Source organism: Streptococcus anginosus (assembly GCF_001697145.1).
GTDB lineage: Bacteria > Bacillota > Bacilli > Lactobacillales > Streptococcaceae > Streptococcus > Streptococcus hominis.
This window is the reverse complement of the sequence record NZ_CP012719.1, coordinates 489,778-511,221: the sequence shown is the minus strand read 5'-3', so window position 1 is coordinate 511,221 and position 21,444 is coordinate 489,778. Positions and strand designations below refer to the sequence as shown.

Annotated in this window: 26 protein-coding genes; 3 read left to right on the top strand and 23 right to left on the bottom strand. The window is 38.7% G+C overall.

The genetic code is table 11. The features are described 5' to 3' along the window. Nucleotides 1-113: 113 nt before the first annotated feature. From SanJ4206_RS10040 to SanJ4206_RS02515, 10 genes are all read right to left on the bottom strand, one after another. Nucleotides 114-242: a hypothetical protein gene (locus SanJ4206_RS10040; protein WP_003028293.1), complete on the bottom strand. Its 129-nt coding sequence runs from the start codon at nt 240-242 to the stop codon at nt 114-116. 164 nt (nt 243-406) lie between these two features. Next, a complete protein-coding gene (locus tag SanJ4206_RS02555; RefSeq protein WP_003028294.1) occupies nt 407-811 on the bottom strand; it encodes a DUF3021 domain-containing protein in 405 nt (134 codons plus the stop codon). Nucleotides 812-823: 12 nt separating this feature from the next. After that, entirely contained in the window at nt 824-1,279 is a 456-nt protein-coding gene (locus SanJ4206_RS02550; RefSeq protein ID WP_022525184.1) for a LytTR family DNA-binding domain-containing protein, read from the bottom strand. A gap of 24 nt (nt 1,280-1,303) precedes the next feature. Next, a complete protein-coding gene (locus SanJ4206_RS02545; protein ID WP_003028297.1) occupies nt 1,304-2,167 on the bottom strand; it encodes an ABC transporter permease in 864 nt (287 codons plus the stop codon). Nucleotide 2,168: 1 nt separating this feature from the next. Beyond that, nucleotides 2,169-3,035 (bottom strand): ABC transporter ATP-binding protein, encoded by an 867-nt coding sequence (locus SanJ4206_RS02540; RefSeq protein WP_003028298.1) that lies wholly within the window; start codon nt 3,033-3,035, stop codon nt 2,169-2,171. Between the two features lie 152 nt (nt 3,036-3,187). Continuing rightward, complete coding sequence (locus SanJ4206_RS02535; protein ID WP_003028299.1) at nt 3,188-5,164, bottom strand: FtsX-like permease family protein; 1,977 nt, start codon at nt 5,162-5,164, stop codon at nt 3,188-3,190. Beyond that, nucleotides 5,145-5,924: an ABC transporter ATP-binding protein gene (locus tag SanJ4206_RS02530; protein WP_022525183.1), complete on the bottom strand. Its 780-nt coding sequence runs from the start codon at nt 5,922-5,924 to the stop codon at nt 5,145-5,147. The genes SanJ4206_RS02535 and SanJ4206_RS02530 overlap by 20 nt, the downstream gene beginning before the upstream one ends. A gap of 202 nt (nt 5,925-6,126) precedes the next feature. After that, the gene (locus SanJ4206_RS02525) at nt 6,127-6,885 is read right to left on the bottom strand and encodes a TraX family protein (RefSeq protein ID WP_003028303.1); all 759 of its coding nucleotides are present in this window, start codon (nt 6,883-6,885) and stop codon (nt 6,127-6,129) included. Between the two features lie 122 nt (nt 6,886-7,007). Continuing rightward, nucleotides 7,008-7,988, bottom strand: coding sequence for a sensor histidine kinase (locus SanJ4206_RS02520; protein ID WP_003028304.1), 981 nt, complete (start codon nt 7,986-7,988; stop codon nt 7,008-7,010). Then, the gene (locus tag SanJ4206_RS02515) at nt 7,972-8,658 is read right to left on the bottom strand and encodes a response regulator transcription factor (RefSeq protein ID WP_022525182.1); all 687 of its coding nucleotides are present in this window, start codon (nt 8,656-8,658) and stop codon (nt 7,972-7,974) included. The genes SanJ4206_RS02520 and SanJ4206_RS02515 overlap by 17 nt, the downstream gene beginning before the upstream one ends. A gap of 93 nt (nt 8,659-8,751) precedes the next feature. Between SanJ4206_RS02515 and SanJ4206_RS02510 the strand changes: the two genes are divergently transcribed. Continuing rightward, nucleotides 8,752-9,933, top strand: a complete 1,182-nt coding sequence (locus tag SanJ4206_RS02510; protein ID WP_003028307.1) for a DUF2974 domain-containing protein — start codon at nt 8,752-8,754, stop codon at nt 9,931-9,933. A 478-nt stretch (nt 9,934-10,411) separates the two neighbouring features. Here the strand turns inward: SanJ4206_RS02510 and metG are convergent, their stop codons facing one another. Beyond that, nucleotides 10,412-12,409 carry a methionine--tRNA ligase gene (gene metG, locus SanJ4206_RS02505; protein WP_003028308.1) on the bottom strand — a complete coding sequence of 666 codons (1,998 nt, stop codon included), beginning with the start codon at nt 12,407-12,409 and terminating at the stop codon, nt 10,412-10,414. A gap of 241 nt (nt 12,410-12,650) precedes the next feature. On the opposite strand from metG, the gene SanJ4206_RS02500 reads away from it, so the two are divergent. After that, nucleotides 12,651-12,911: a SemiSWEET family transporter gene (locus tag SanJ4206_RS02500; RefSeq protein WP_003028309.1), complete on the top strand. Its 261-nt coding sequence runs from the start codon at nt 12,651-12,653 to the stop codon at nt 12,909-12,911. 352 nt (nt 12,912-13,263) lie between these two features. Here the strand turns inward: SanJ4206_RS02500 and SanJ4206_RS02495 are convergent, their stop codons facing one another. The 5 genes from SanJ4206_RS02495 to SanJ4206_RS02475 form a co-directional block, all read right to left on the bottom strand. Then, complete coding sequence (locus SanJ4206_RS02495) at nt 13,264-13,896, bottom strand: DUF421 domain-containing protein (RefSeq protein WP_003028311.1); 633 nt, start codon at nt 13,894-13,896, stop codon at nt 13,264-13,266. Next, entirely contained in the window at nt 13,893-14,348 is a 456-nt protein-coding gene (locus SanJ4206_RS02490; protein WP_003028312.1) for a DUF3290 family protein, read from the bottom strand. The genes SanJ4206_RS02495 and SanJ4206_RS02490 overlap by 4 nt, the downstream gene beginning before the upstream one ends. 189 nt (nt 14,349-14,537) lie before the next feature. Continuing rightward, on the bottom strand, nt 14,538-15,173 hold the full coding sequence (locus tag SanJ4206_RS02485) for an SdpI family protein (protein WP_003028313.1): 636 nt from the start codon (nt 15,171-15,173) through the stop codon (nt 14,538-14,540). Further along, entirely contained in the window at nt 15,160-15,441 is a 282-nt protein-coding gene (locus SanJ4206_RS02480) for an autorepressor SdpR family transcription factor (protein ID WP_003028314.1), read from the bottom strand. Before SanJ4206_RS02480 ends, SanJ4206_RS02485 begins: the two co-directional genes overlap by 14 nt. Before the next feature lie 206 nt (nt 15,442-15,647). Then, entirely contained in the window at nt 15,648-15,896 is a 249-nt protein-coding gene (locus SanJ4206_RS02475) for a hypothetical protein (protein WP_003028315.1), read from the bottom strand. Between the two features lie 115 nt (nt 15,897-16,011). Between SanJ4206_RS02475 and SanJ4206_RS02470 the strand changes: the two genes are divergently transcribed. Continuing rightward, nucleotides 16,012-16,839: an exodeoxyribonuclease III gene (locus SanJ4206_RS02470; protein WP_003028316.1), complete on the top strand. Its 828-nt coding sequence runs from the start codon at nt 16,012-16,014 to the stop codon at nt 16,837-16,839. 24 nt (nt 16,840-16,863) lie between these two features. On the opposite strand, the gene nth is transcribed toward SanJ4206_RS02470, so the two are convergent. From nth to tmk, 7 genes are all read right to left on the bottom strand, one after another. Next, the gene (nth, locus tag SanJ4206_RS02465; RefSeq protein ID WP_003028317.1) at nt 16,864-17,487 is read right to left on the bottom strand and encodes an endonuclease III; all 624 of its coding nucleotides are present in this window, start codon (nt 17,485-17,487) and stop codon (nt 16,864-16,866) included. 323 nt (nt 17,488-17,810) lie between these two features. Continuing rightward, nucleotides 17,811-18,164: an arsenate reductase family protein gene (locus SanJ4206_RS02460; protein WP_003028318.1), complete on the bottom strand. Its 354-nt coding sequence runs from the start codon at nt 18,162-18,164 to the stop codon at nt 17,811-17,813. A gap of 19 nt (nt 18,165-18,183) precedes the next feature. Next, complete coding sequence (locus SanJ4206_RS02455; protein WP_022525179.1) at nt 18,184-18,690, bottom strand: methylated-DNA--[protein]-cysteine S-methyltransferase; 507 nt, start codon at nt 18,688-18,690, stop codon at nt 18,184-18,186. Between the two features lie 2 nt (nt 18,691-18,692). Beyond that, entirely contained in the window at nt 18,693-19,559 is an 867-nt protein-coding gene (gene rsmI / locus SanJ4206_RS02450; protein ID WP_003028320.1) for a 16S rRNA (cytidine(1402)-2'-O)-methyltransferase, read from the bottom strand. A gap of 2 nt (nt 19,560-19,561) precedes the next feature. Next, a complete protein-coding gene (yabA, locus tag SanJ4206_RS02445) occupies nt 19,562-19,879 on the bottom strand; it encodes a DNA replication initiation control protein YabA (RefSeq protein WP_003043534.1) in 318 nt (105 codons plus the stop codon). 34 nt (nt 19,880-19,913) lie between these two features. Continuing rightward, on the bottom strand, nt 19,914-20,807 hold the full coding sequence (locus SanJ4206_RS02440) for a DNA polymerase III subunit delta' (RefSeq protein WP_003028322.1): 894 nt from the start codon (nt 20,805-20,807) through the stop codon (nt 19,914-19,916). After that, complete coding sequence (gene tmk, locus SanJ4206_RS02435; protein WP_003028324.1) at nt 20,804-21,442, bottom strand: dTMP kinase; 639 nt, start codon at nt 21,440-21,442, stop codon at nt 20,804-20,806. Before tmk ends, SanJ4206_RS02440 begins: the two co-directional genes overlap by 4 nt. Between the last annotated feature and the right edge of the window lie 2 nt (nt 21,443-21,444).

Sequence of the window (21,444 nt, the reverse complement as noted above, 5' to 3'; positions counted from 1 at the left end):
ATCTATCATACTGAAAAGAAAAGCAACTTTCCATACTTTAACCTTTCATTTTTCACTTTTATCTTACATTTTTGTAAGATTGATGAACATGATTTTTTAATTTATCCAATCTTTTAATGACTATACTGCAACCAGAAATAGTATTGACTAGAAGCACAGCCAATTTTTGTCTTTTCAATTTCTTCTTTGGAAATTTTTGCAGTTTTTGGCATTGATTTTTTGTGAAATAAAATTGTTTTCATGATGCTTCTCCTTTATTTTTCTTTACACTTATATAATACAAAACTCTTGGCAAAGCTACCATAACATAACCTTTCATTTGATGCATATAACCTTACATTTTTGTAAGAAAAAAGGCTTGGACAAATGTGTCCCCAGCCCTCTGGATATAACTACAAGACCTAAGCTATTCTTTTGTACGGTTTCTTCTTAATTTTACAAGTGATTCATTGATTTTCTTTGTTTTTAGATAAATGTCTAAACGAACGAACAGCCAAATTAAAATGTAGATAACAATAAAATCCAACCAAAATTCAGTCCGTGCCAAATTAAAAGCCCAACCATTATAGACCATCATGACACTAACCACCATTAAAGTAGGAAAAAAATGAATCGTCAACTGCACTAAATAAGAAAAACGTTCAATTTCAAACAGCAAGGAAAACAAGCCAATCAAAGCACTCATTATCAAAATACTGAGAATGTTAGAAGTCGTAACAGGTGATTCTTGGATTCGAAAAGCCAAAACAAGTAAATACGCTAAAGAACCCGTACGCAGGCCTTCTAACATAGACACTACAATTTTTTTCATGTTTGTTCCTTTCTACAAACCGAGATAATCCATCAACAATCTGACGTATTTTCGACTGACACTTGACTTAATTTTGTTTGTCAATCTAGCCGTCATATTTCCTGAAAAGCTATCCGATAATGATAACAAATGGTCAATATTGATGACAGCGTGTTTTGAAATTTGAATAAAGTTTTTACGATTAACTCGACTTTGAAAATGTGTGAGTGTTTCGGTCGTCGCATAGATACCATCCACACAATACACCATCAATGTTGTCTGATTGATGTCTGCCAAAATAATCTGATCCGTCTTTACCATAACAATTTTATCATCTGTTTTAATGGGAACAGCATTCACATAAGACGACTTGTACTGATGTAAATATTCAAAAATTTCTTTGGCTTCAGCTTCTAACTCGTCCGCTTGAATCACAACAAGTGGATCATTTGAAGGAATGGTTGGATTCATTTTGAATTTAGTCTGCAAAAAATTTCTCTAACTTTCTATCAATTAAGCAGTTTTAGTCCACCGATTGGTAGCAAGCTGTTGGATTGTCCAAATGACAAGCAAGGCAACTAAAACTACTACAACTATATAGTATGTTTCTTTCATTGTCAATAGAGATTCCCACTTTAATTGAATGCCCATCATCTTTTCAAAATAATCTTGCGCTGCTGTATTATGATGAAAAGCAGTAGCTAAGCTATCTTTCATCATTACTTGTCTAAAGAGAGAAGCAATATATGTGGAGGGAGTACATTTCATTATCGTTTGAGCAAATGACGGAAGAACCCCTATTGGAATATAGGTCCCAACTAAGAAACCCGAGGCAGCTCCGATAATCGTTGCTAGCTTTCCAAGCGTATCTACTGATTTGAAGCGATTCACAAGAATACCATTGAAAATCGAGCATAAGAGTGCATTGAGCACCATAATAAGGAGAACCTGAGGAAGCAAAGTCCAATCAAAGATAATCTGATCGTCCCAGATAAAGTAGCCTTCCATGACAGCAAACATAATGATTTGCATCAAAAATCCAATGATGGCAGTACTCAGAAGGTAACTGATAGACAAGCCCCAGCGTCCCAAATCTGTCAGAATTAAATCTTGTGTTACGTTACTTTCTCTATCTTTTGCTAGTTGGGAAAAACTAGAAAAGGTTGTGGTTAATCCTGTAATGGCAAGCGTTCCACCAATCAACCATGAATCCAATAACTGATTAGTGTGAGGGACTTGACTCCAAGAGGTCTTGATATTTGCTTTCAAAAAGACCAAGTACAAAATAAAGGAAATCATTGCCCCAAGAAGGGAGAAAAGAACCCCACTACGATTACGAAAATATAGTAAAAAATTTCTTTTAATAAGCATTATCATTTTAACGTACCTCTCTTCCTGTCAACGCCATAAAAGCATCGTCCATTGTTCCTGGTCGAAATTCAAATTGTCGAATAAAAGAGCGATCACACGTTAGAATCTCTAAAGCCTTTTCTGTCGTTTCTGGGTGAATCAACAGTTCATTCACTCTTACTTCCTCAAAAGGAATCTCTTCCTTCAAAATTTCTTTAAAATCAGCAGTATCAGTCACGAATACCTTGAGAAAATTCTGAGCATACTGCTCTTTAATCTGATTAGCAGAGCCTTTAGCAATCACTTGACCGTGATCCACAATATAAATCATATCTGCATCATCTGCTTCATCTAAATAATGAGTGGTTAAGATAACCGTCATCTTCTCTTTTATTTGCAACTGGTGAATCAGCTCCCAAATGGCTTTCCTAGTTTGAATATCTAAACCCGTAGTTGGTTCATCAAGAAAGAGAATATCTGGGCTATTCAGCAGAGCACGGGCAATATCCACTCGTCGTTTTTGTCCACCTGATAAAGTCCCATATAATTGCGTTGAGAAATTTTGCAATCCCAATTGATTCACTAAGTTATCAACTTTTCCTTTATCAATATCCTTATATTGACCTGCTCTGATTTCTAAATTTTCTTGCACCGTTAGCATATCATCTAAAACACTGTTTTGGAAAACAACACCTAATTTAATAGGGTTATCATACAGTATCTCTCCTGCCGTAGGTTGCAAAAGCCCTGTCAACATTTGAATCGTTGTAGACTTTCCAGCACCATTTGGTCCTAAAATAGCGGTAAAACTTCCTGTTTCAATCTGAAGATTCAAATCATTCACAGCTTGCTTATTATCATAGACTTTGCTAAGATGGCGTGTTTCTAGTAGCATAACGTTCCTCCAATAATTTATTTTACGAACTTATCATACTCCTCACTTTTAAAAAAATCTCGCACTTTTGGATAAGAGGTTCTACTAACTAGATAAGAAGTCAGATTTACAAGATAAAAACCACTCGCCAAAAGACGAATGGTTCAAAATACTTATCGTGCTACAATCTTTTGGTAGCTTCTGGAGGTTATCACAAACACTAAGATGTAAACTAAGAGGAAGACACCGCAAGTGGCTATTGTTGTTTGAATGAGTAACGGCACATTTGTTGCACCTAAGAGAGCGACAATCAGCTGCAACATATGAAAAGCAACAGCGATATGAAGAAAGGCAAAGATAAGTGGTAAGAAGAAAACTGTTAAAATTTGTTTGCGAATCGTTGCTTTCGTTTGCTTCTCATCCAGTCCGACTTTCTGCAAAATGATAAATCCTTCACGATCTTCATAACCTTCTGAAATTTGTTTGTAATAAATCACAAGAACTGTCCCAAGCAGGAAAATCGTAGAAAGGAAAATTCCGATAAATAGAAGAGTCCCAATCACACCCTGATATTCTTTTTCAATGTGATAACGCTCAGAAAGACTGATATTGCCACTTTCCTGACCTTGTTGCTGAAGAGCATTGAAAATACTTTCTTGGAGATCAACCTGTTTATTGGAAGATTGGATACCGATGTAGTAAGTATAGAAAGATTTCAGACCGACTTGACTTGGTTGATTGACAACCATGTACATGCTTTTTTCTGATACCATACCAGATGTATTGACAATCTTGCCATGTGCAAAATCCGTTGTCAAATGCTCTTTGATATTCCACGATTTTCCATTGATGGAAAGAACTTGCTTTTGATTGATTCGAAGATTTTTTGCATATAGAAGTGCTTCATTATCAGCTAAATCAACGGTTTTTCCTGTCATTTTTTCGTACTCTTGACGACTGATGACAAGGAAAGTAGCCATTGATTTTTGAGCTTCTTCTACATTTAATCTGGCTGTATTTTCAGGAATCGTTAGCTGATTGCCATTAATTTTTGAAATAGAAGAGATTTGATAACTATAATCTTCATACTTGGCATCTGTCAAGCCTTTTTCCCGTGCTACTTCTTTGACTGCTTGTAAAATTGCTGCATTTTTATCCGTCTTTGCGCTTGTAACCATGATATTATAATCCTTTGGATACAAAGTTGTCAGATAGTCTTTCCCACCCACATAGATATTAATAGAGCCAACCAAGGTCACCAGTAGCATGGTTGAAAGGATTGAAATCGTAGCTAAGCCTGCAGCATTCTTACGCATACGAGAAATCAAATTAGAAACAGAAATAAAATTCTGCGTTTTATAATAGTAGTTCTTTCTTTTCTTTAAAAATTGCAAAAGCGTAATCGTTCCAGCGTTAAAGAGGAGGTAGGTTGCTAAAACGACCATGAGAACTGCGATAAAAAAATTCAAAATCGCAGCAACTGGTTTCTCAACTGTGAGTGCGATATAATAAGCCCCAGCCAGAAATCCTAACCCCACAAGTGTCTGTAAGCCAAGAAATCGTCCTTTTTTCTCCCCAGCCTTCTTTTCTCTCATCAAATGAAGCGAGCTGTAACGAAGCAGGCGCGTGGAATTTAAAAAGAGAATCAGCGCAAAAGCCACTCCCAGACTAGCTAAAACGGTGAAGATATTCGACCATTGGAAAGTTGAGGCAATCACTACTTTCATTCCCATAAATTTCAGTAAAACTGCAAAAAGCAATTTGTCTAAAAGAAAACCCAAGCCAATCCCAAGTCCGACAGTCACTAAGAAAAAGTAAAACATTTCAAAGAAAGTCATCAGCAGCATGTGCCGCTTCTCCATTCCTAAGATACTGTACAAACCAAGCTCCCGTGAGCGATTCTTCATGACAAAACTATTGGCATAGGTGATGAGGATAAGAACTGCAATTTGAACAACCCAAATCCCAAATTGCAGGGTCATACGAGCCGCCGAGCCACCATAGCTGGCTTCCAGATTTGGACTGTAAGCGAGCGATACAAAACTATATAAAATCGCTGTTGCCACAATCGTTGCTAGAGCAAATGGATAATACAGACTGCGATTTTTTATCAGGTTTGAGACTGCTAATTTATTCGTTAGTTTGAACATAACCACTCACCTCACTTGCCATAACCGTTAAGGTATCTGAAATTTCTTGGAACATCTGCCGCTCCGTCTTATCTCCTCGGAAGATTTGATTATACAAAATGCCGTCCTTGATAAATAGTACGCGCTTGGCACGGCTTGCCGCCGAAGTCGAGTGCGTTACCATGAGAATGGTTTGTCCACGATCATTGATGTCATCAAATACATCTAAAAGCGCCGCCGAAGACTTAGAGTCGAGCGCACCTGTCGGCTCGTCCGCCAGCAGAATTTCTGGATTGGTGATAATAGCACGCGCTACTGCCACCCGTTGCTTTTGACCGCCTGAAATTTCATAGGGAAACTTTTCCTGCAATTGGTTAATTCCTAGTTCATTACAAGTCGTGACTAGCTTTTGCATCATTTCTGTGATCGGGCGGCGTGACAGAACGAGCGGCAATAGAATATTGTCCTTGACCGAGAGCGTGTCTAACAGATTGAAATCTTGAAAAACGAAGCCTAATTTTTCCCGACGGAAACTCGAAGCCTGACTGTTTTTGATTGTCGCAGTGTCGGTTCCGTTGAGAAAGACACGTCCTTCTGTTGGCTTATCCAGCATGGCAAGAATATTTAGCAGAGTGGATTTCCCAGAGCCCGACTCACCCATGATAGCGACATAATCGCCTTCATCTACTGTAAAATGAATGTCTTTCAGTGCTTCTACTTGGTTGCCTTGAAAGCGGGTTTTGTAAATTTTCTTCACGTGTTGTACGTCTAATAGTGTCATCATTTTCTCCTTTTAAAATCCAAAATATAACTGTTGCGCTGATTGACTCACTTCATAGCCAAATTGCGCTTTTTCAATATCTTTTAACACTTGGTTGAAGCAATTGCTTGTCTTGTTTCAATAAAATTTTACCATATTTATCCTCAGCTTTCTTTTTCCAATCTTCCTATTGTAGCCAATTCATCATCGTCCAATTTTTCATCTACTTGTGTACGAGGTAAGCGATACATGTAATCAACCATAAATGTGCTGGATAAAAGATATAAAAGAAATACTTGCTCCACTTGGTCGCAGGACCGCGCTCACCATTATAAAGTGAAATGAAAGGCAGTACTGTAATAAAGAGCCAATCTGAATTATAAAACATCATTAACAGCGTGTCACTCCATGACGGATAAATCTGAATGCTCATACAAAATAGGACAACCGTTAAAATACCATACAGAAGATTGCGTAGGTTTTTCTTTTCTCTGCAAGTATAGGTAATCAACATAAATGGAATAATGACCATACCACCTTCTGTCACAAAACCAGCAAGCAAGCAAACAACAATGCCTAAAATAAAGCGAATGGGCTGGCGTTTAATATCAACTGGATTGCTCGTTTGGTTTATGCCAAAAAAGATATTGAGGACAAGTACACCGCAAGCCAAGGTTAAGAAAATATTATTATATATCTGAACTCCTTTAGACTGAAACAGCAAATTGAGAATCGTATTTCCGACAAACATGATAGCTGACCATAAAAAGAGGCGTATATTATAAAGCAGACGACTTCGAGTATATAAGAAGCCTTCGACCGCTGCAAATGCAAACCAAACTGCTACACAGCGTGTTAAAGCATGAAAAATGCTCACCCATTCACCTGACAGTAAGCCTGGTATTTTTTCAAGGTGATCAAAAACCATTAAAAAAGCCATTAAGAGCTTGAGCTGAAAAGCGTTCAATCCTTTTGTTTTCATGACTGTCTCCTCTGTTAAACATCATTCATTTTCTAAACTTATGATACAAAAAAAGAAAGGCTGCTACCATAACATAACCTTTCATTTTTAGAGGCGAACCTTACAATTTTGTAAGATTGCATTTATTCAAACAATAATTTCTTTTCTTTAAAAGTAATCATAACGGTTGTGCCTTCTCCGACCACCGACTGCAAATGCAATTCATGCCCCAGTTCATCCGCAATTTTCTTAGATAAATAGAGCCCCAATCCTGATGACTGATGCGTCAGGCGCCCGTTGTAGCCAGAAAAGCCTCGCTCAAACACGCGCAGAAGATCGGCATCTTGAATCCCCAAACCAGTATCCTTCATATACAAGGTATCTTCCTTAAAGAAAATCTCAATACCACCTTGGCTGGTGTATTTGAGACTGTTTGAGAGCACCTGCTCTAAAATGACGACAAACCATTTTTTATCTGTAATAATAGTGTGTTTCAAATCATGCAAATTTAGACGAAGACCTTGCTGAATAAAGAATATCGCATACTTTTTGACAACATCTTTGACCAAGTCTTCTATATTTTCTCTTTTCACGACTAAATCATCATGAAAACTTTCCAGACGCAGGTATTGCAAGACTAAGTTTGTATAAGAATCAATCTTAAACAGTTCTTGCTCTAACTGATTTTTCAGTGTCTGCTCTTGTAAATCCTCCACCAAGAGCTTGCTCGCAGCAATCGGCGTCTTGATCTGGTGCACCCAAAGTGTATAATAATCCAATAGATCACTCTGCTTTGCTTGATGCTGTAATTGCAGCTCTTTTTTGTCCTTTTCTAAAGTTTCGATTTTGGAGAAAAGTAATGCTTCCAAGGGAGTTTTTACTTGACTTTCTCCATATAAAACAGCGCGACGAAAAGTTTGATATTGTTTAACAAAGTCAAAGACGAATCCTATCAAGCTAACCAAGAGCAAGAGCAACATGACATACTGTAAAACAGCACGTTCACTTTCAAAAAGGTAAGAAAAAGCAAACAGTAGACTATAAAAAATAAGTAGCAACAAACATAAAAACTGACGCGAACAGAAATAATATTTGAAAAATAGACGCTTATTCTGATGATCCATTGGTTAATCTGTAGCCTATACCTTTCTTTGTTTCAATGAAATTCTTGAGACCGACTTCTTCTAATTTTTTCCGCAACCGTGCCACATTGACCGACAAGGTATTGTCATCAATGAAAAAATCACTATTCCAGAGCTCTTTCATCAGGTCATCACGCGCGACAATACTGCCAGAATGCTCAAACAGCACGCGCAAAATCTGAAATTCATTTTTGGTCAAGGTAATGACTTCACCTTCATAAACCATATCCATGGACTTGAGATTGAGAATAACTCCATGATATTCCAGTAAGCTTTGATCCGTTCCAAACTCATAAGACCGCCGCAACAATCCTTGCACTTTAGCAAGAAGAACATTGTTGTCAAAAGGCTTGGTGACAAAGTCATCTCCCCCCATATTGATAGCCATGACGATATCCATTGCTTGGTATCTTGATGACAAAAACATAATGGGCACTTTAGAAATCTTGCGAATTTCTTGGCACCAATGATAACCATTAAAAAGTGGGAGACCAATATCCATTAGCACTAGATGTGGTTCTTCCTTGGCAAAAATCGTCAAAACCTGCATGAAATCCTCTACTGCAACCACTTCAAATCCCCATTGCTCCAGCATTTTTTTGACTTGTTGGCGAATGACGGCATCGTCTTCTACTAATAATATCTTGTGCATTCTATCCCTCATTTCCGCTTTCTTTCTCTATTATAACAAAGACTTGGGAAAATATGCTATACTAACAATAGATTTTCAGAAAAGAGAGCCTTTATGGGAAATATTTTTAACTATTTAGAAGATGTACAATACGACAGTATCTACGATCAGCCCTTTACAGAGCTGGATATTCTGCTTTTGACCGAGATTACGTATCTAAACTATAACACAATCGTCACGGACGGTCTTGACCTGCAAAAAGCCAGCCGTTTAACTGATGTGCCACAATATATGCCCCAAGAAAACTCCATGATGAATACCAAACACCGCTTGGCACTTTTGCAGCAGGCAGCAAGTGTCAAACGCTATAAGAACATCAAACTCTTAGGTTATGTAAATGATATTGACTTAGATGTGCAAAAACAATTTGCTGCTATGACTTATAAGATTGATTTGGATACCTTCGTCATTGCTTTTCGCGGAACGGATGATTCCATTATCGGTTGGAAAGAAGATTTTCACATGACTTATATGGAGCATGTCCCTGCGCAGCAAACTGCTGTACGCTACGTTCAAAAGGTCATGCAGGCTTTTCCAACAGCGACCTTTATCTTGACAGGACATTCCAAAGGTGGCAATCTAGCGACTTACGCTGGTAGCCAAGTGGAGCCTGCCTTGCAAGCAAGAATTTCTCAAATCTATAGTTTTGACGCTCCAGGCTTGAATCATACAGTGATTGAAACAGAGGGTTATCAAAGCATTGCTTCAAAAATCAAACGCTACATTCCTCAAGGCTCTATCGTCGGGATGATGCTGGAAACGCCTAAACAAGCTCACATCGTTAAAAGCGTAGCCATTGGTGGAATTGCCCAGCATGACACTTTCTCTTGGCAAATTGAAAATGAGCACTTTGTCTTACTTGACACGCTCAACCCAGACAGCATTCAGACAGACAAAACTCTAAAAGAATGGGTGGAAACTGTTCCTAATGACGAGCTCAAAGATTTCTTTGATGTCTTTTTCGGTCTCATTTTAGACGCTCAAATTACGTCCATTGATGAATTTTTCCAACCCAACAGTATCAAGAAAGTGCTAACTATCGTCCAAAATGCCCACGCCCTTACCGAGCAAGAAAAAGAAATGCTGAACCGCTTAACTCGGCTCCTCATTTCAATCCGTTACCAAGCTTGGATTGATGATTTTAAAACACCCAATCCAGCCACTTTTATGACCGATATGCGGGGAAATTGGGCAAGCCTGACGGAGAGATTTTCATTTTTAAATAAAGATGAATAGTGCATCATCATGTTTTATACTACAAAAGGGAGTCCTGTCTCACTCCCTTTTTTTAACTACTACTCAAATAGGTTGTCCGACCCTCGGATGAAGTAAATCTATTTTCGTGAAGGTCGTCCGACCCTCAGACGGAGCAAACTTCTTTTCAGGCAGGCTATCCGAGCCTCAAACGAAGTGAACCACTTTTCAGGCAGACTGTCCGACTCTCGGACGACGTGAACTACTTTTTAGGCAGGCTATCTGACCCTCGGACGGAGCGAACTACTTTTTAGGAAGACTATCCGACCCTCGGACGAAGTGAACTACTTTTTAGGAAAATTATCCGACCCTCAGACGTGGGGAAACAATTCTTAGATAAGCCGTTGATGTAGGTAATAGACTACCAATTTCTTTTATTCCATTGACCGGAACGATAAACAAAGCGAGGCTGAGACATTATTGTCCCAGGCTCATTTTTAATTCTAATCTTCCTGTGGGCTCACCCAATCAAGCTACCATTTGGTACATTTTGATCTACTGTGAGCAGAGTTAGTTGATTACCATATTCTGCTGAGAGGATCATGCCTTGGCTGATACGTCCCATCATCTTGCGTGGTTTGAGGTTCGCTACGATTTGGACTTTCTTGCCAACCAATTCTTGCTCGTTTGGATAGTATTTAGCAATCCCAGACAGAATTTGACGATCTTCGCCGTCTCCCGCATCCAAGCGGAATTGAAGCAATTTATCAGAACCTTCAACTTTAGAAACTTCTTTAACCTCTGCGACACGGATTTCTACTTTGTCAAAATCGTCAAACTTGATTTCCTTGCGGTTGAGTTTGAGTTCTACTTCTTCTGGCTCCCATTCCTTTTCAATGGCTGGCTTATTGGCTTCCATTTGCTCCTTGATATAAGCAATTTCTTCTTCCATATCTAGACGTGGGAAGATAGGTGTACCTTTAGCAACAACAGTCAAGCCTGTTGGCAGTTCTGCCAAATCTAGATTTTCAAGGTCAAAATCTGTACCTAAGCCAAGTTGCTCCATGATAGCATTTGATGTCGTCATCATGAACGGTTGAATAAGATGAGCTACCACACGTAGACTAGCTACCAAATGTGCCATAACTGCCGCTAATTCATCACGTTTGGCTTCATCTTTAGCCAACACCCAAGGTGCTGTTTCGTCAATATACTTGTTAGTACGAGAAATGATATTCCACACTGCTTCCAAGGCTCGTGGATAGTCCACGGCATCCATCTGTTTGTGGTAGATTGCGATATTTTCTGCTACTACTGCTGCCAAGTCCGCATCAAATTCTGTCACATTCTCTTTATAAATCGGCACTTGACCGTCAAAATACTTGTTAATCATAGCAACCGTACGGTTGAGGAGATTTCCAAGGTCATTTGCCAGCTCATAATTGATACGACCCACGTAGTCTTCTGGCGTGAAAGTGCCGTCAGAACCAACTGGAAGGCTACGCATGAGATAATAGCGAAGCGGATCCAGCCCAAAGCGTTCCACCAGTATTTCTGGGTAGACGACATTGCCCTTAGATTTAGACATCTTACCGTCCTTCATGACAAACCAACCATGGGCAATCAAGCGATCTGGCAATTTCATATCCAGCATCATGAGCATGATTGGCCAGTAGATAGAGTGGAAACGCAAGATATCCTTTCCAACCATGTGGAAGACTGTTCCATTATTCCAGAATTTTTCAAAGTTGGCATCTGCATCTTGACCATAGCCAAGAGCTGTTGCATAGTTGAGAAGGGCATCAATCCATACGTAAACCACGTGCTTAGGATTGGAAGGTACCTTTACCCCCCAAGTAAATGAGGTACGCGATACAGCCAAATCTTCCAAGCCTGGCTCAATAAAGTTCTTGATAATTTCATTCATACGGCCATCAGGCTGAATAAAATCTGGATGGGCATGGAAAAATTCTACCAAACGGTCGGCATATTTACCCAAACGCAAGAAGTAAGATTCTTCTGACACCCATTCCACTTCGTGGCCTGATGGGGCAATGCCTCCGATAACCTTGCCAGATTCATCACGAAAAACTTCTTCTAATTGACTTTCAGTGAAAAATTCTTCATCAGAAACAGAGTACCAGCCTGAATACTCACCCAAGTAAATATCATCCTGAGCCAAGAGACGTTCAAAAACATCTGCTACTACTTTTTCATGGTAATCATCCGTCGTACGGATAAATTTATCGTAAGAAATATCAAGGAGTTCCCAAAGTTCCTTAACACCAACTGCCATGCTGTCAACATAGGCTTGCGGTGTAATACCTGCTTCTTCCGCTTTCTGCTGAATCTTTTGACCGTGCTCATCAAGCCCTGTCAAATAAAAAACATCATAACCCATGAGACGTTTGTAACGAGCAAGGACATCGCAAGCAATGGTCGTATAAGCACTCCCAATATGGAGCTTACCGCTTGGATAGTAAATTGGCGTTGTAATATAAAAATTCTTTTCAGTCATAGCTTTTCCTTTCAAGGCAAATGAAACCTCATATTTGATAACACTTTATTATAACATATTACATAGTTTTTTAAATAAAAAATAGAGTTGATTTATGCTACACTCATAGTTATTAGTATATTATTCTTGCTTAAATTTTATGATTAGTATAAAATAGTGATACTGTATTAATTGTTTTACATTAATTTAGTTATAAATGAATTCTAGTTTTCTACACTACATTTTATGAGGAATTATATAAATGGACGAAAAACGAATGAAAATGATAGGATGGATGGCAACATTCATGTCTGTCATGATGTATGTATCTTATATACCACAAATTATGGATAATTTAGCTGGACATAAGGGAAACTTTATCCAACCTTTGGTAGCTGCAATTAACTGTAGCCTTTGGGTTTATTATGGTTTGTTTAAAAAAGAACGCGATTTACCACTTGCTGCTGCAAATGCTCCAGGTATTGTATTTGGATTTATTACTGTACTAACAGCAATGTTCTAACCCTGATTGAATTCTCTTACTGTTCTATCTGACAGTAAGGATTTTTGTTGACAGTTCTTACAAGAATAGAATTACAAACAAAAACTCTGATTTCCTCAAAAACAAAAGCTCTATCTGGATGGACTAGTCGGATAGGGCTTTATTTTTTATATTTGTGCCGTTTTAGAAAAAGATTTTTTAATATTTAATGCTATCTATTTTTAAACTATAATTTCAACAGCAGCTTCATTTTTCACCTTTTTATCTCACATAAGCTTCGCAGTATCTTTATCCTGATTTCATTTTTCTGCGGAACTCCTAGCAAGCTCTTCTTCTCTCTTTTGCTTTTATCTATTCAAAAAGGAAAATAGTCTTAATACGTCACAACGCTCAAGTTACCACTTTCATATTCTGCGATGAAGATATTAGAAATATCAGTATAGCCTTCCTTAGCGAGCCTCTCGATTAACCATTCTTCTGTTTTGTCAATAGACTCTAAAATATCAATCTGGACAACACCGTCTGTGATAATGGGGTATTTCGGATTTTCCTCACCTGCCTGTACGACAATAAGCTGACCGTTTTGTTCCATGACTGCTCGTTTAACTTGCTTTAGTTGAAAAATTCCTTGGCTACGCAACTTCAGAGCCACATCAGCCGCTGAAAGGCCAACGGAGCGGCAGGCTTCAGGGCTCAACTTCCCGTGCTGAATCAGGGTAGTCGGTTTACCATCAATCAAATGCTTGACTGCCCGAACATTGTTATTGAGCCATTTTAGAGTCAAGACCAAGATCGTCCACATAATGAGGATGATCGCATACTGGAGAATGTTAATAGAACTATTGTAAATCACCCCACCAATAATACCACCTAGAACATAATTTTGAATCTGGTCAATCGCGGAATTAGGTGCCAGATTTCCTTTTCCTGTCACATTGATAACAAACACGAGTGAAAACAGCCCCAACGCTAATTTAATCAAGATTTCAAGAAAATTCAATGTCATTTTTTAACCTCCACTAATTTGATATCTGTTGTCTTACGCAATTTAATTTTTTCCAGTAAGTACTTATCTGGCTCACTGCCACTCATAGCTCGATAAAAATCTTTTCCAACTTTTAAAATTGCTCCATCCGTCGCAGCTGAAGTGTTAACATAAACCTCTGACTTATCTACTCCCAAATCTTTTGAAATAACTTCAATAAAATGAAGAGAAGTTTGGAACTGGTTATTAGAGGCTTGATTCGTCTGAAAAGTGCTAATCCCAATCAGAACGATAGCAATCAAAGACAAAATGGAGATAATCGCCAATTCACGAAATTTCGAATCGCGCTTATTTCGATAAGCCTTAAAAGCAAAAAAACCTGTCACAAGTAACAACAAAATAGAAAGTCCAACCGTCACCCAGTTTTGCTGCCTGATTTGACTCAAAACATAATCATAAGAATAAAATTTCATTTTTTCTCCCTCTATTTTCTCGGCCTATTCTAGAAAATTTTTCAATATTTTTCAATATTTCTAGAAATCGTATTTTAACAAGATAATAGGAGCGAGACAAAAATCAGCAACTTAAAGAGTTCAATTTTGTCGTCCCGCTCCCACAACGATAATTAGACTAAAAAAGTTTCAAGCTAAACAGCAAATGAATCAGTGTATCCTTTTAGATAACCAGTAAGAATAAATCATTGGCACTATAATCATAATGATTAGAGTAAAAACAAGCACGAACGTAACTGCAATCTGAACGAAACCATTAAAGAAAATGATAATACCACCAATCACCCAAATTTTACCAGCCAGACGATGTGTCTTTATCCAATTATCATCATTATCCAAAGTCCATGGGAAACGTATACCAACCGTATAATTGCGACGAGTTTTTGGCATGTAATTCCCAATAGCAATAAATAGAACTCCTAAAAACATACCATTCATCAGAGCATGATTAACTGCATAACCCAAGGCTTGCGCGTAAATAGCTGTCATGACTAAACAAGATGTCAAAGGAATAATCCAATAAACCAGATGCCACATTTTCAAGCTAATATTCTTAGATTTAGGATCCTTGCTAGTCACAAATAAACAAAACCAATGTATAAGCAGCAGAAAACTAGGAATCCCAAAAACTGTAAACCCTCGACTACTGAATCCATTTACTTGATTCGAAAAATCAAAATGCGTTGCCATCGTTTCTGGTAGCCGATCCCAAAAGAAACAACCCACAAGCACAGGCAACAGAATCATAACAGTTGTTAGTCCTAATATTTTTTTATTCATTTTCATCTCTTTTACTTCCTTTCAAGTCTGCTAACCACACCATCATATCCTCCAACACAGACGTATTGAGTTCATAGTAAATAAAGTTTTTCTCCCGTGTTTCCACAACCAAATCCGCCTGCTTCAAGACATTGAGGTGATGCGAAATGGTAGCTCCTGTCAATTCAAACTGGTCTGCTATTTCCCCAGCAGACATCTTGCCCATTTTTAACAAATCTAAAATCTCTCGTCTCACAGGATGAGATAGGGCCTTGAAGGTATTAGTAAAACTCATGTTTACTCTTCCTTTCCTTTTGTAAAATGGCTAGCGCAAGAAACAATAAAGGCGAAGATACTACTCTTTTTTGACATCTTCATCACTTCTATCTTCTATTTAGATATTCTTCTAAATAGAATTATACGCTTTATTTTTAAAAAATACAATAGATATTTACTTAACTTTCTAAATAAAAAAGAAGGTTCTACACCTTCAAATGATTTCTACAAAAAGAAAGAGACTATCAAGGCAGAAAGAACAATCAGGACCGAAAGTGTCACAGCCAGACTTACCCAAAAACCAGCTGTATTCCTTGGATTGACCCCAATTCCAACACCAATTTTCTTCGGTACCCAAAATGGCTCAGAAGATGTTTGTTTTCCCCTCAAACGAAGTAACTTAATAAGGTACCAAAGAAAGAATATGAATAAGACGACTTTCAATAATAATAATAGTAATAATAATTCACCCATTTTTATCCCCTTTGACTAATATTATACACCTTACTATCCTTTTTACAACCTCAAACTCGCTTAGCCAGGCATTTTTTGATACAATAGAAAAAATAAATCTAGAAAAGGTATCCGTATGAAACTCATTTCTTGGAATATTGACTCTCTCAACGCAGCTTTGACCAGCGACTCTGCACGCGCGCAATTGTCACAAGCTGTGTTACAAACTTTAGTAAGATTAGACGCTGATATTATCGCCATTCAGGAAACTAAATTATCTGCTAACGGACCAACTAAAAAACATCTAAAAGTTTTGGATGAATTATTCCCACATTATGAAACTACATGGCGCTCTTCTATAGAACCTGCACGTAAAGGTTATGCTGGAACTATGTTTTTATACAAAGAGAATCTATCTCCAAAAATAACCTTCCCAGAAATCGGTGCACCTTCTACTATGGATTCCGAGGGGCGCATCATTACGTTGGAATTTGACAATTTTTTCGTTACACAAGTTTATACGCCAAATGCAGGTGATGGTTTAAAACGTTTAGAAGATCGACAAATCTGGGACAAAAAATATGCTGACTATCTAACAGCTTTAGACATAGAAAAACCTGTCCTTGCTACAGGGGACTACAATGTAGCCCACAATGAGATTGACCTCGCTCATCCTTCTAGCAACCGTCGCTCACCTGGATTTACAGATGAAGAACGATCCGGCTTTACCAATCTGTTAAATCGTGGTTTTACTGATACTTTCCGTTACATTCACGGCGATATTCCAAATGTTTATAGCTGGTGGGCACAACGCAGCAAGACCAGCAAAATCAATAACAGTGGCTGGAGAATTGATTACTGGCTGACCAGCAATCGAATTGCAGATAAAGTAACCAAGTCAGAAATGATTGACTCAGGTACAAGGCAAGACCACACACCAATTGTATTGGAAATTGAATTATAAAAAAAGAGGTTTCTCCTCTTTTTTTCAATCAAAATGATACAGTTGTGGATATTGGTCACATTCAGGATTTCTTGGGTGGCAGATTTCACGACCAAAGCAAATCATAGCTTGATGAGCTGGAAGCCATTCATTTTTGGGCAGAACTTCCATCACGCGTTGTTCAACTTCTAGAGGGGTAGCCGACTTTTTGACAATGTCATGATGTTTGCAAATCCGCTCCACATGAGTATCCACCGCAAAAGCCGGAATACCAAAACCAACACTCATGACCACATTGGCTGTTTTACGTCCTACACCTGCAAGACTTTCCAATTCCTGTCGTGTATGAGGTACCTGACCGTCAAAGTTATCCAGCAATTGCTGAGCACATTTTTTCAAAAACTTAGCCTTATTGCGATAAAGCCCCAGACGAGCAATATAGCTAGCAATCTCGCTTTCTGAAGCCGCAGCCATTTCCCGTGGAGTTGGATAGACTTTAAAAAGGGCTGGTGTGACTATGTTGACTGCTGCATCGGTCGTTTGAGCTGACAGCATGACTGCGACTAACAATTCAAAATGATTGGTAAAATTCAAGCTAGGTTTTGCATCTGGAAATAGGGCAATGATTTCCTCAATTACCTTTCGCGCACGTTTTTTTGATAAAACCATTTTTTCTCTTTTCGTTTTTTACTAATATTCAATGAAAATCAAACAGTCTCACAGACTGTTTAGCAACCTTGCAAGGTGAGACTATACAAAATATCTGACGGAATATGTTGTATCGGATGATTAAATCAAAAGAGCGACAATTAACATTTTCAAATTTTAGATCTATCTCACTCCCAAGCTAACAAGGTTTGAAGAAATTTTCTCAGTGTATAAAAACATTATAACACGAACAGCAATGATACCAAAATAGAGAGCTTAAAAAGAAGTGAGGCAACAATTGCGATTTTAAAGAAATCCATTTTGTCGTCTCACTTCTTTTTTATTTACAAATCTAATATTGCATATTCTGTGCGGTAGCCTATTTGCAGGATTTTTCCGTCTTTTTCTAAGATTGGTCGTTTGATAAGCATACCATCGGTTGCTAAAAGCTCTGCGGCTTCTTCGGCGGACAATCCTGATAGTTTATCTTTCAAACCTAGCTCACGATATTTGAGCCCGCTAGTGTTGAAAAAAGATTTGATGTTTAAATCAGAAGTTTCCATCCAAGTTAAAATTTCCTCTTTACTCGGTGTTTCCTTGACAATATCCACCGCTTCAAAGTCCAAACCCAAGCGGTTTAATTCAGCCTTGGCTTTGCGACAGGTCGAACATTTTGGATATTCAATAAATCGTAACATATCATTTTCTCCATTTGTATCATTTATCTAAAGCTTTCTCGCTAAGCTCTACGCCTTCATGCTCCAAGAGCCATATTTTCTTGTCTAATCCCCCAGCATAGCCAGTTAATTGTCCTTGACTTCCCAGCACTCGATGACAGGGAACGATGATTGAAAAAGGATTTTTACCCACAGCACCACCAACAGCCTGCGCCGAGCGAACATCTAACTCCTTTGCTATCTGACCATAAGTAACCGTTGCCCCATAAGGAATAGTTTGCAGATAAGCCCAGACCCGTTGTTGAAAATCCGTCCCAACAGGAGCCAAAACAAGACTCGAAAAGTCTGGACAATCTCCGTTAAAATAGCAATCTAGCAGATTCTTCGTCTCTTTTAAAACCTCATTTTCTGCTAAGAGTAAATTCTCCTCTAAACCGCGCTCAAAATATTTCTGCTTGAGAAACCAGACTCCAACCAGCCCTGTCTCATCAGCAACTAAAGACATTTCTCCTAAAGGGGAAGTATAAATTTGTTTATAAAAAGTCATTTTTACTCACTGACTTGCTCATGATAACGAGCATATAATTCACTCTTATTCCAACCATATTTTTTAGCCACTTCTTTGATAGCTTGATTTTTCTTTGCTCCTGCTGTTACTAGAAAATCAATCTCTGCCAACAAATCCGCTTCTGACTGCTCAACCACTTCTTCGCTCGCTCCTTCTACAATCAGCAAGCATTCACCCTTGAGCGGATTTTCTGAAATATGGTCTATCACTTCGGAAATCAAGCCACGTTGGTATTCCTCATAAATCTTAGTCAATTCCCGTACCAGAACAACGGAGCGATTTCCATAGATACTAAGCATATTTTCTAAAGTAGCCTTAACCCGATGAGGAGATTCGTAAAAAATCTGTGTCTCTGGGTAGGCTTTTTTATTAGAAAAAAACTCTTTTTGCTGACCGGCCTTGCGTGGCAAAAATCCATAAAAAATATGAGGTTGCGGAGCAAGACCACTAGCTATCAAAGCTGAAATACCTGCGCTGGGACCAGGTACAGTCACTACTGCGATTTCCTCAGCAATAGCAGCCTTGACTAAATCATGCCCTGGATCAGAAATACTAGGCAAACCTGCATCCGAAACCTGCGCAATATCCTGACCACTTTTCAGCAAACGAATCAAATCAGGGATTTTTTCTTTGGCATTATGCTCATGAAAGCTAATCTGCTTCGTAGCAATGTCAAAATGCTTGAGCAACAGACCAGTATTTCTGGTATCTTCTGCTGCAATGAAATCAACTTCTTTCAGAGTATTCACCATACGGATACTCATATCGTCCATATTCCCAATCGGAGTAGCCACCAGATAGAGCTTCCCATAAGGAGACTGACCTTTAAAACTTTTTTGAATCTGCATGCTTACTCCCTAAAAAGCAATTCATCACAAAACATACATTCTGCATCATTTTCACGACGTTGACCATAAAAATCCGTGCACACGTGAAATCCATCTTCATAGAGTTTGCGCAGATTATCTCGATTTCTTTTCGTTTTTGGTGCTGCTGCGTGCTCCACTTGACCTAATCGCTCTCTTAATTTATCATTTTCCAAGCGAAGCGCTACGTTTTCTTCCACCACACTTTTCAGATTTTTCTTAATCGCCTCTACCTCTGCCAAAGTAACAAGCAGATTTTGAGAAAATTCATCAAGGGCATCAAATAATTCTTTTTTATTCATCCTCACTACCATTTCCCTGTGCCAACGTAGCACATCATTCTCTTTCTTGCAACACCATATATTCTAGTGCATTTTGAAAACTAACATTGGCTTGCCACATTTTTCTTGCTGTAAATATACCTTCTAAATAGAAGCGTCCCCACGTTGTTTGCATTTCTTTTGCAAAGAGAAGCTCCAAGAGTTTCAAAACCTGTTCTTGCTTTTCCTTATCATCTGCCAGACTAGCCAACTTCGCAACCTGCAAATAAGCGGTCTCTTTTCGATTTAAACAAAGCGATGCAAAACGCTCACATTCTGCTGCCAAGTCAAAAAAAGCTGGGCTGGCTGCCAAACGTAGGGCTTCTTCTTCTGTTTGACTATAAGCAGTTAACAATTCTGCTTGTGTCTTTATCAGCCCAGCCTGCTCCAATTTTTCAAGCAAATAGGCTTGATTTTTTGGAAAATGAAATAGCTGCGCTCGGCTTTTAATCGTGGACAAAATAAGATTTTCATCCGCTGTCAACAAGAAAATATACACTTCACTTTGCGGCTCTTCAATGACCTTCAACAGCGAATTAGCTGCATTGACATGCATCTTGTCCGCATCACAAATGATAAACACTTGCTTGCTGCTTTCAAACCCTGACTGAGAAAAATTACGCACTAGTTCTCGGACACGCTCTGTCTTGATAATCTGATTGACAGGACGGACGACTGTCACATCTGAAAAATCCTCTTCCTCAATCAACCGACAATTTCGACATTCTCCACAAGGAAAAACGCCATTTTTATTGGTGCAAAACAAGCTCTGTGCCAAACATTGAGCCATTTCAAAACTGCCGAAAGCCCCTGTAAACAGATAAGCATGATTCAGCCGATGTTGCTGTAAAATGTGCTCAAAACGCTCAAACAAAACTGGCTGCAACTGAGCTAATTCTTCTATTTTCATCTTAAACTCTCAACTCGTTCTGCCAATACTGCTAAAGTATCTGCAACGACCTTTTCTAATGGCTGACTAGCATCAATCTTTCTCACACGATTTGGCTCTTTTTCAAGAATAGACAAATACCCCTCACGCACGCGCCGATGCCATTCCACACTTTCACGATCCAAGCGGTCCGCACCACGCTCTTTGCTCTTAGCAATACGAGCCAAGCCTTCCTCTGCTTCAATATCAAAATAAAGGGTCAAATCTGGCTTCAAACCGTCGGTCGCAAAATCATTCAGCCAATCAATATCAGCCACCTTCAAGCCTCGACCAAAACCTTGATACGCCACCGAACTATCAATAAAGCGATCCACCAGCACCATTTCACCACGATCTAAAGCAGGTAAAATACGTTCCACCAAATGTTGCCTACGACTGGCAATATAGAGGAGCAATTCCGTTTTTTCATCGATTTCCGTATGCTTCGGATCTAAAACAACATCGCGAATCTTCTCCGCAACTGCCACTCCACCAGGCTCACGCGTAGTGACAAACGCCTGCCCTTTTGCTTCTAAAATCGGAATCAAGGCTTCTAAAACACTTGATTTTCCTGCACCGTCTGGTCCCTCTAAAGAGATGAATATTCCTTTTGCCATAC

Coding starts and splice junctions, on each gene's coding strand:
- SanJ4206_RS02485 (WP_003028313.1), bottom strand. CDS start 15,173: ATGAAAATGAATAAAAAAATATTAGGACTAACAACTGTTATGATTCTG.
- SanJ4206_RS02480 (WP_003028314.1), bottom strand. CDS start 15,441: ATGAGTTTTACTAATACCTTCAAGGCCCTATCTCATCCTGTGAGACGA.
- SanJ4206_RS02535 (WP_003028299.1), bottom strand. CDS start 5,164: ATGTTCAAACTAACGAATAAATTAGCAGTCTCAAACCTGATAAAAAAT.
- SanJ4206_RS02490 (WP_003028312.1), bottom strand. CDS start 14,348: ATGAAATTTTATTCTTATGATTATGTTTTGAGTCAAATCAGGCAGCAA.
- tmk (WP_003028324.1), bottom strand. CDS start 21,442: ATGGCAAAAGGAATATTCATCTCTTTAGAGGGACCAGACGGTGCAGGA.
- SanJ4206_RS02525 (WP_003028303.1), bottom strand. CDS start 6,885: ATGAAAACAAAAGGATTGAACGCTTTTCAGCTCAAGCTCTTAATGGCT.
- SanJ4206_RS02545 (WP_003028297.1), bottom strand. CDS start 2,167: ATGATAATGCTTATTAAAAGAAATTTTTTACTATATTTTCGTAATCGT.
- SanJ4206_RS02470 (WP_003028316.1), top strand. CDS start 16,012: ATGAAACTCATTTCTTGGAATATTGACTCTCTCAACGCAGCTTTGACC.
- SanJ4206_RS02475 (WP_003028315.1), bottom strand. CDS start 15,896: ATGGGTGAATTATTATTACTATTATTATTATTGAAAGTCGTCTTATTC.
- SanJ4206_RS02455 (WP_022525179.1), bottom strand. CDS start 18,690: ATGACTTTTTATAAACAAATTTATACTTCCCCTTTAGGAGAAATGTCT.
- metG (WP_003028308.1), bottom strand. CDS start 12,409: ATGACTGAAAAGAATTTTTATATTACAACGCCAATTTACTATCCAAGC.
- SanJ4206_RS10040 (WP_003028293.1), bottom strand. CDS start 242: ATGAAAACAATTTTATTTCACAAAAAATCAATGCCAAAAACTGCAAAA.
- SanJ4206_RS02520 (WP_003028304.1), bottom strand. CDS start 7,988: ATGGATCATCAGAATAAGCGTCTATTTTTCAAATATTATTTCTGTTCG.
- SanJ4206_RS02510 (WP_003028307.1), top strand. CDS start 8,752: ATGGGAAATATTTTTAACTATTTAGAAGATGTACAATACGACAGTATC.
- SanJ4206_RS02460 (WP_003028318.1), bottom strand. CDS start 18,164: ATGTTACGATTTATTGAATATCCAAAATGTTCGACCTGTCGCAAAGCC.
- yabA (WP_003043534.1), bottom strand. CDS start 19,879: ATGAATAAAAAAGAATTATTTGATGCCCTTGATGAATTTTCTCAAAAT.
- SanJ4206_RS02440 (WP_003028322.1), bottom strand. CDS start 20,807: ATGAAAATAGAAGAATTAGCTCAGTTGCAGCCAGTTTTGTTTGAGCGT.
- SanJ4206_RS02555 (WP_003028294.1), bottom strand. CDS start 811: ATGAAAAAAATTGTAGTGTCTATGTTAGAAGGCCTGCGTACGGGTTCT.
- rsmI (WP_003028320.1), bottom strand. CDS start 19,559: ATGCAGATTCAAAAAAGTTTTAAAGGTCAGTCTCCTTATGGGAAGCTC.
- SanJ4206_RS02515 (WP_022525182.1), bottom strand. CDS start 8,658: ATGCACAAGATATTATTAGTAGAAGACGATGCCGTCATTCGCCAACAA.
- SanJ4206_RS02500 (WP_003028309.1), top strand. CDS start 12,651: ATGGACGAAAAACGAATGAAAATGATAGGATGGATGGCAACATTCATG.
- SanJ4206_RS02495 (WP_003028311.1), bottom strand. CDS start 13,896: ATGACATTGAATTTTCTTGAAATCTTGATTAAATTAGCGTTGGGGCTG.
- nth (WP_003028317.1), bottom strand. CDS start 17,487: ATGGTTTTATCAAAAAAACGTGCGCGAAAGGTAATTGAGGAAATCATT.
- SanJ4206_RS02540 (WP_003028298.1), bottom strand. CDS start 3,035: ATGCTACTAGAAACACGCCATCTTAGCAAAGTCTATGATAATAAGCAA.
- SanJ4206_RS02530 (WP_022525183.1), bottom strand. CDS start 5,924: ATGACACTATTAGACGTACAACACGTGAAGAAAATTTACAAAACCCGC.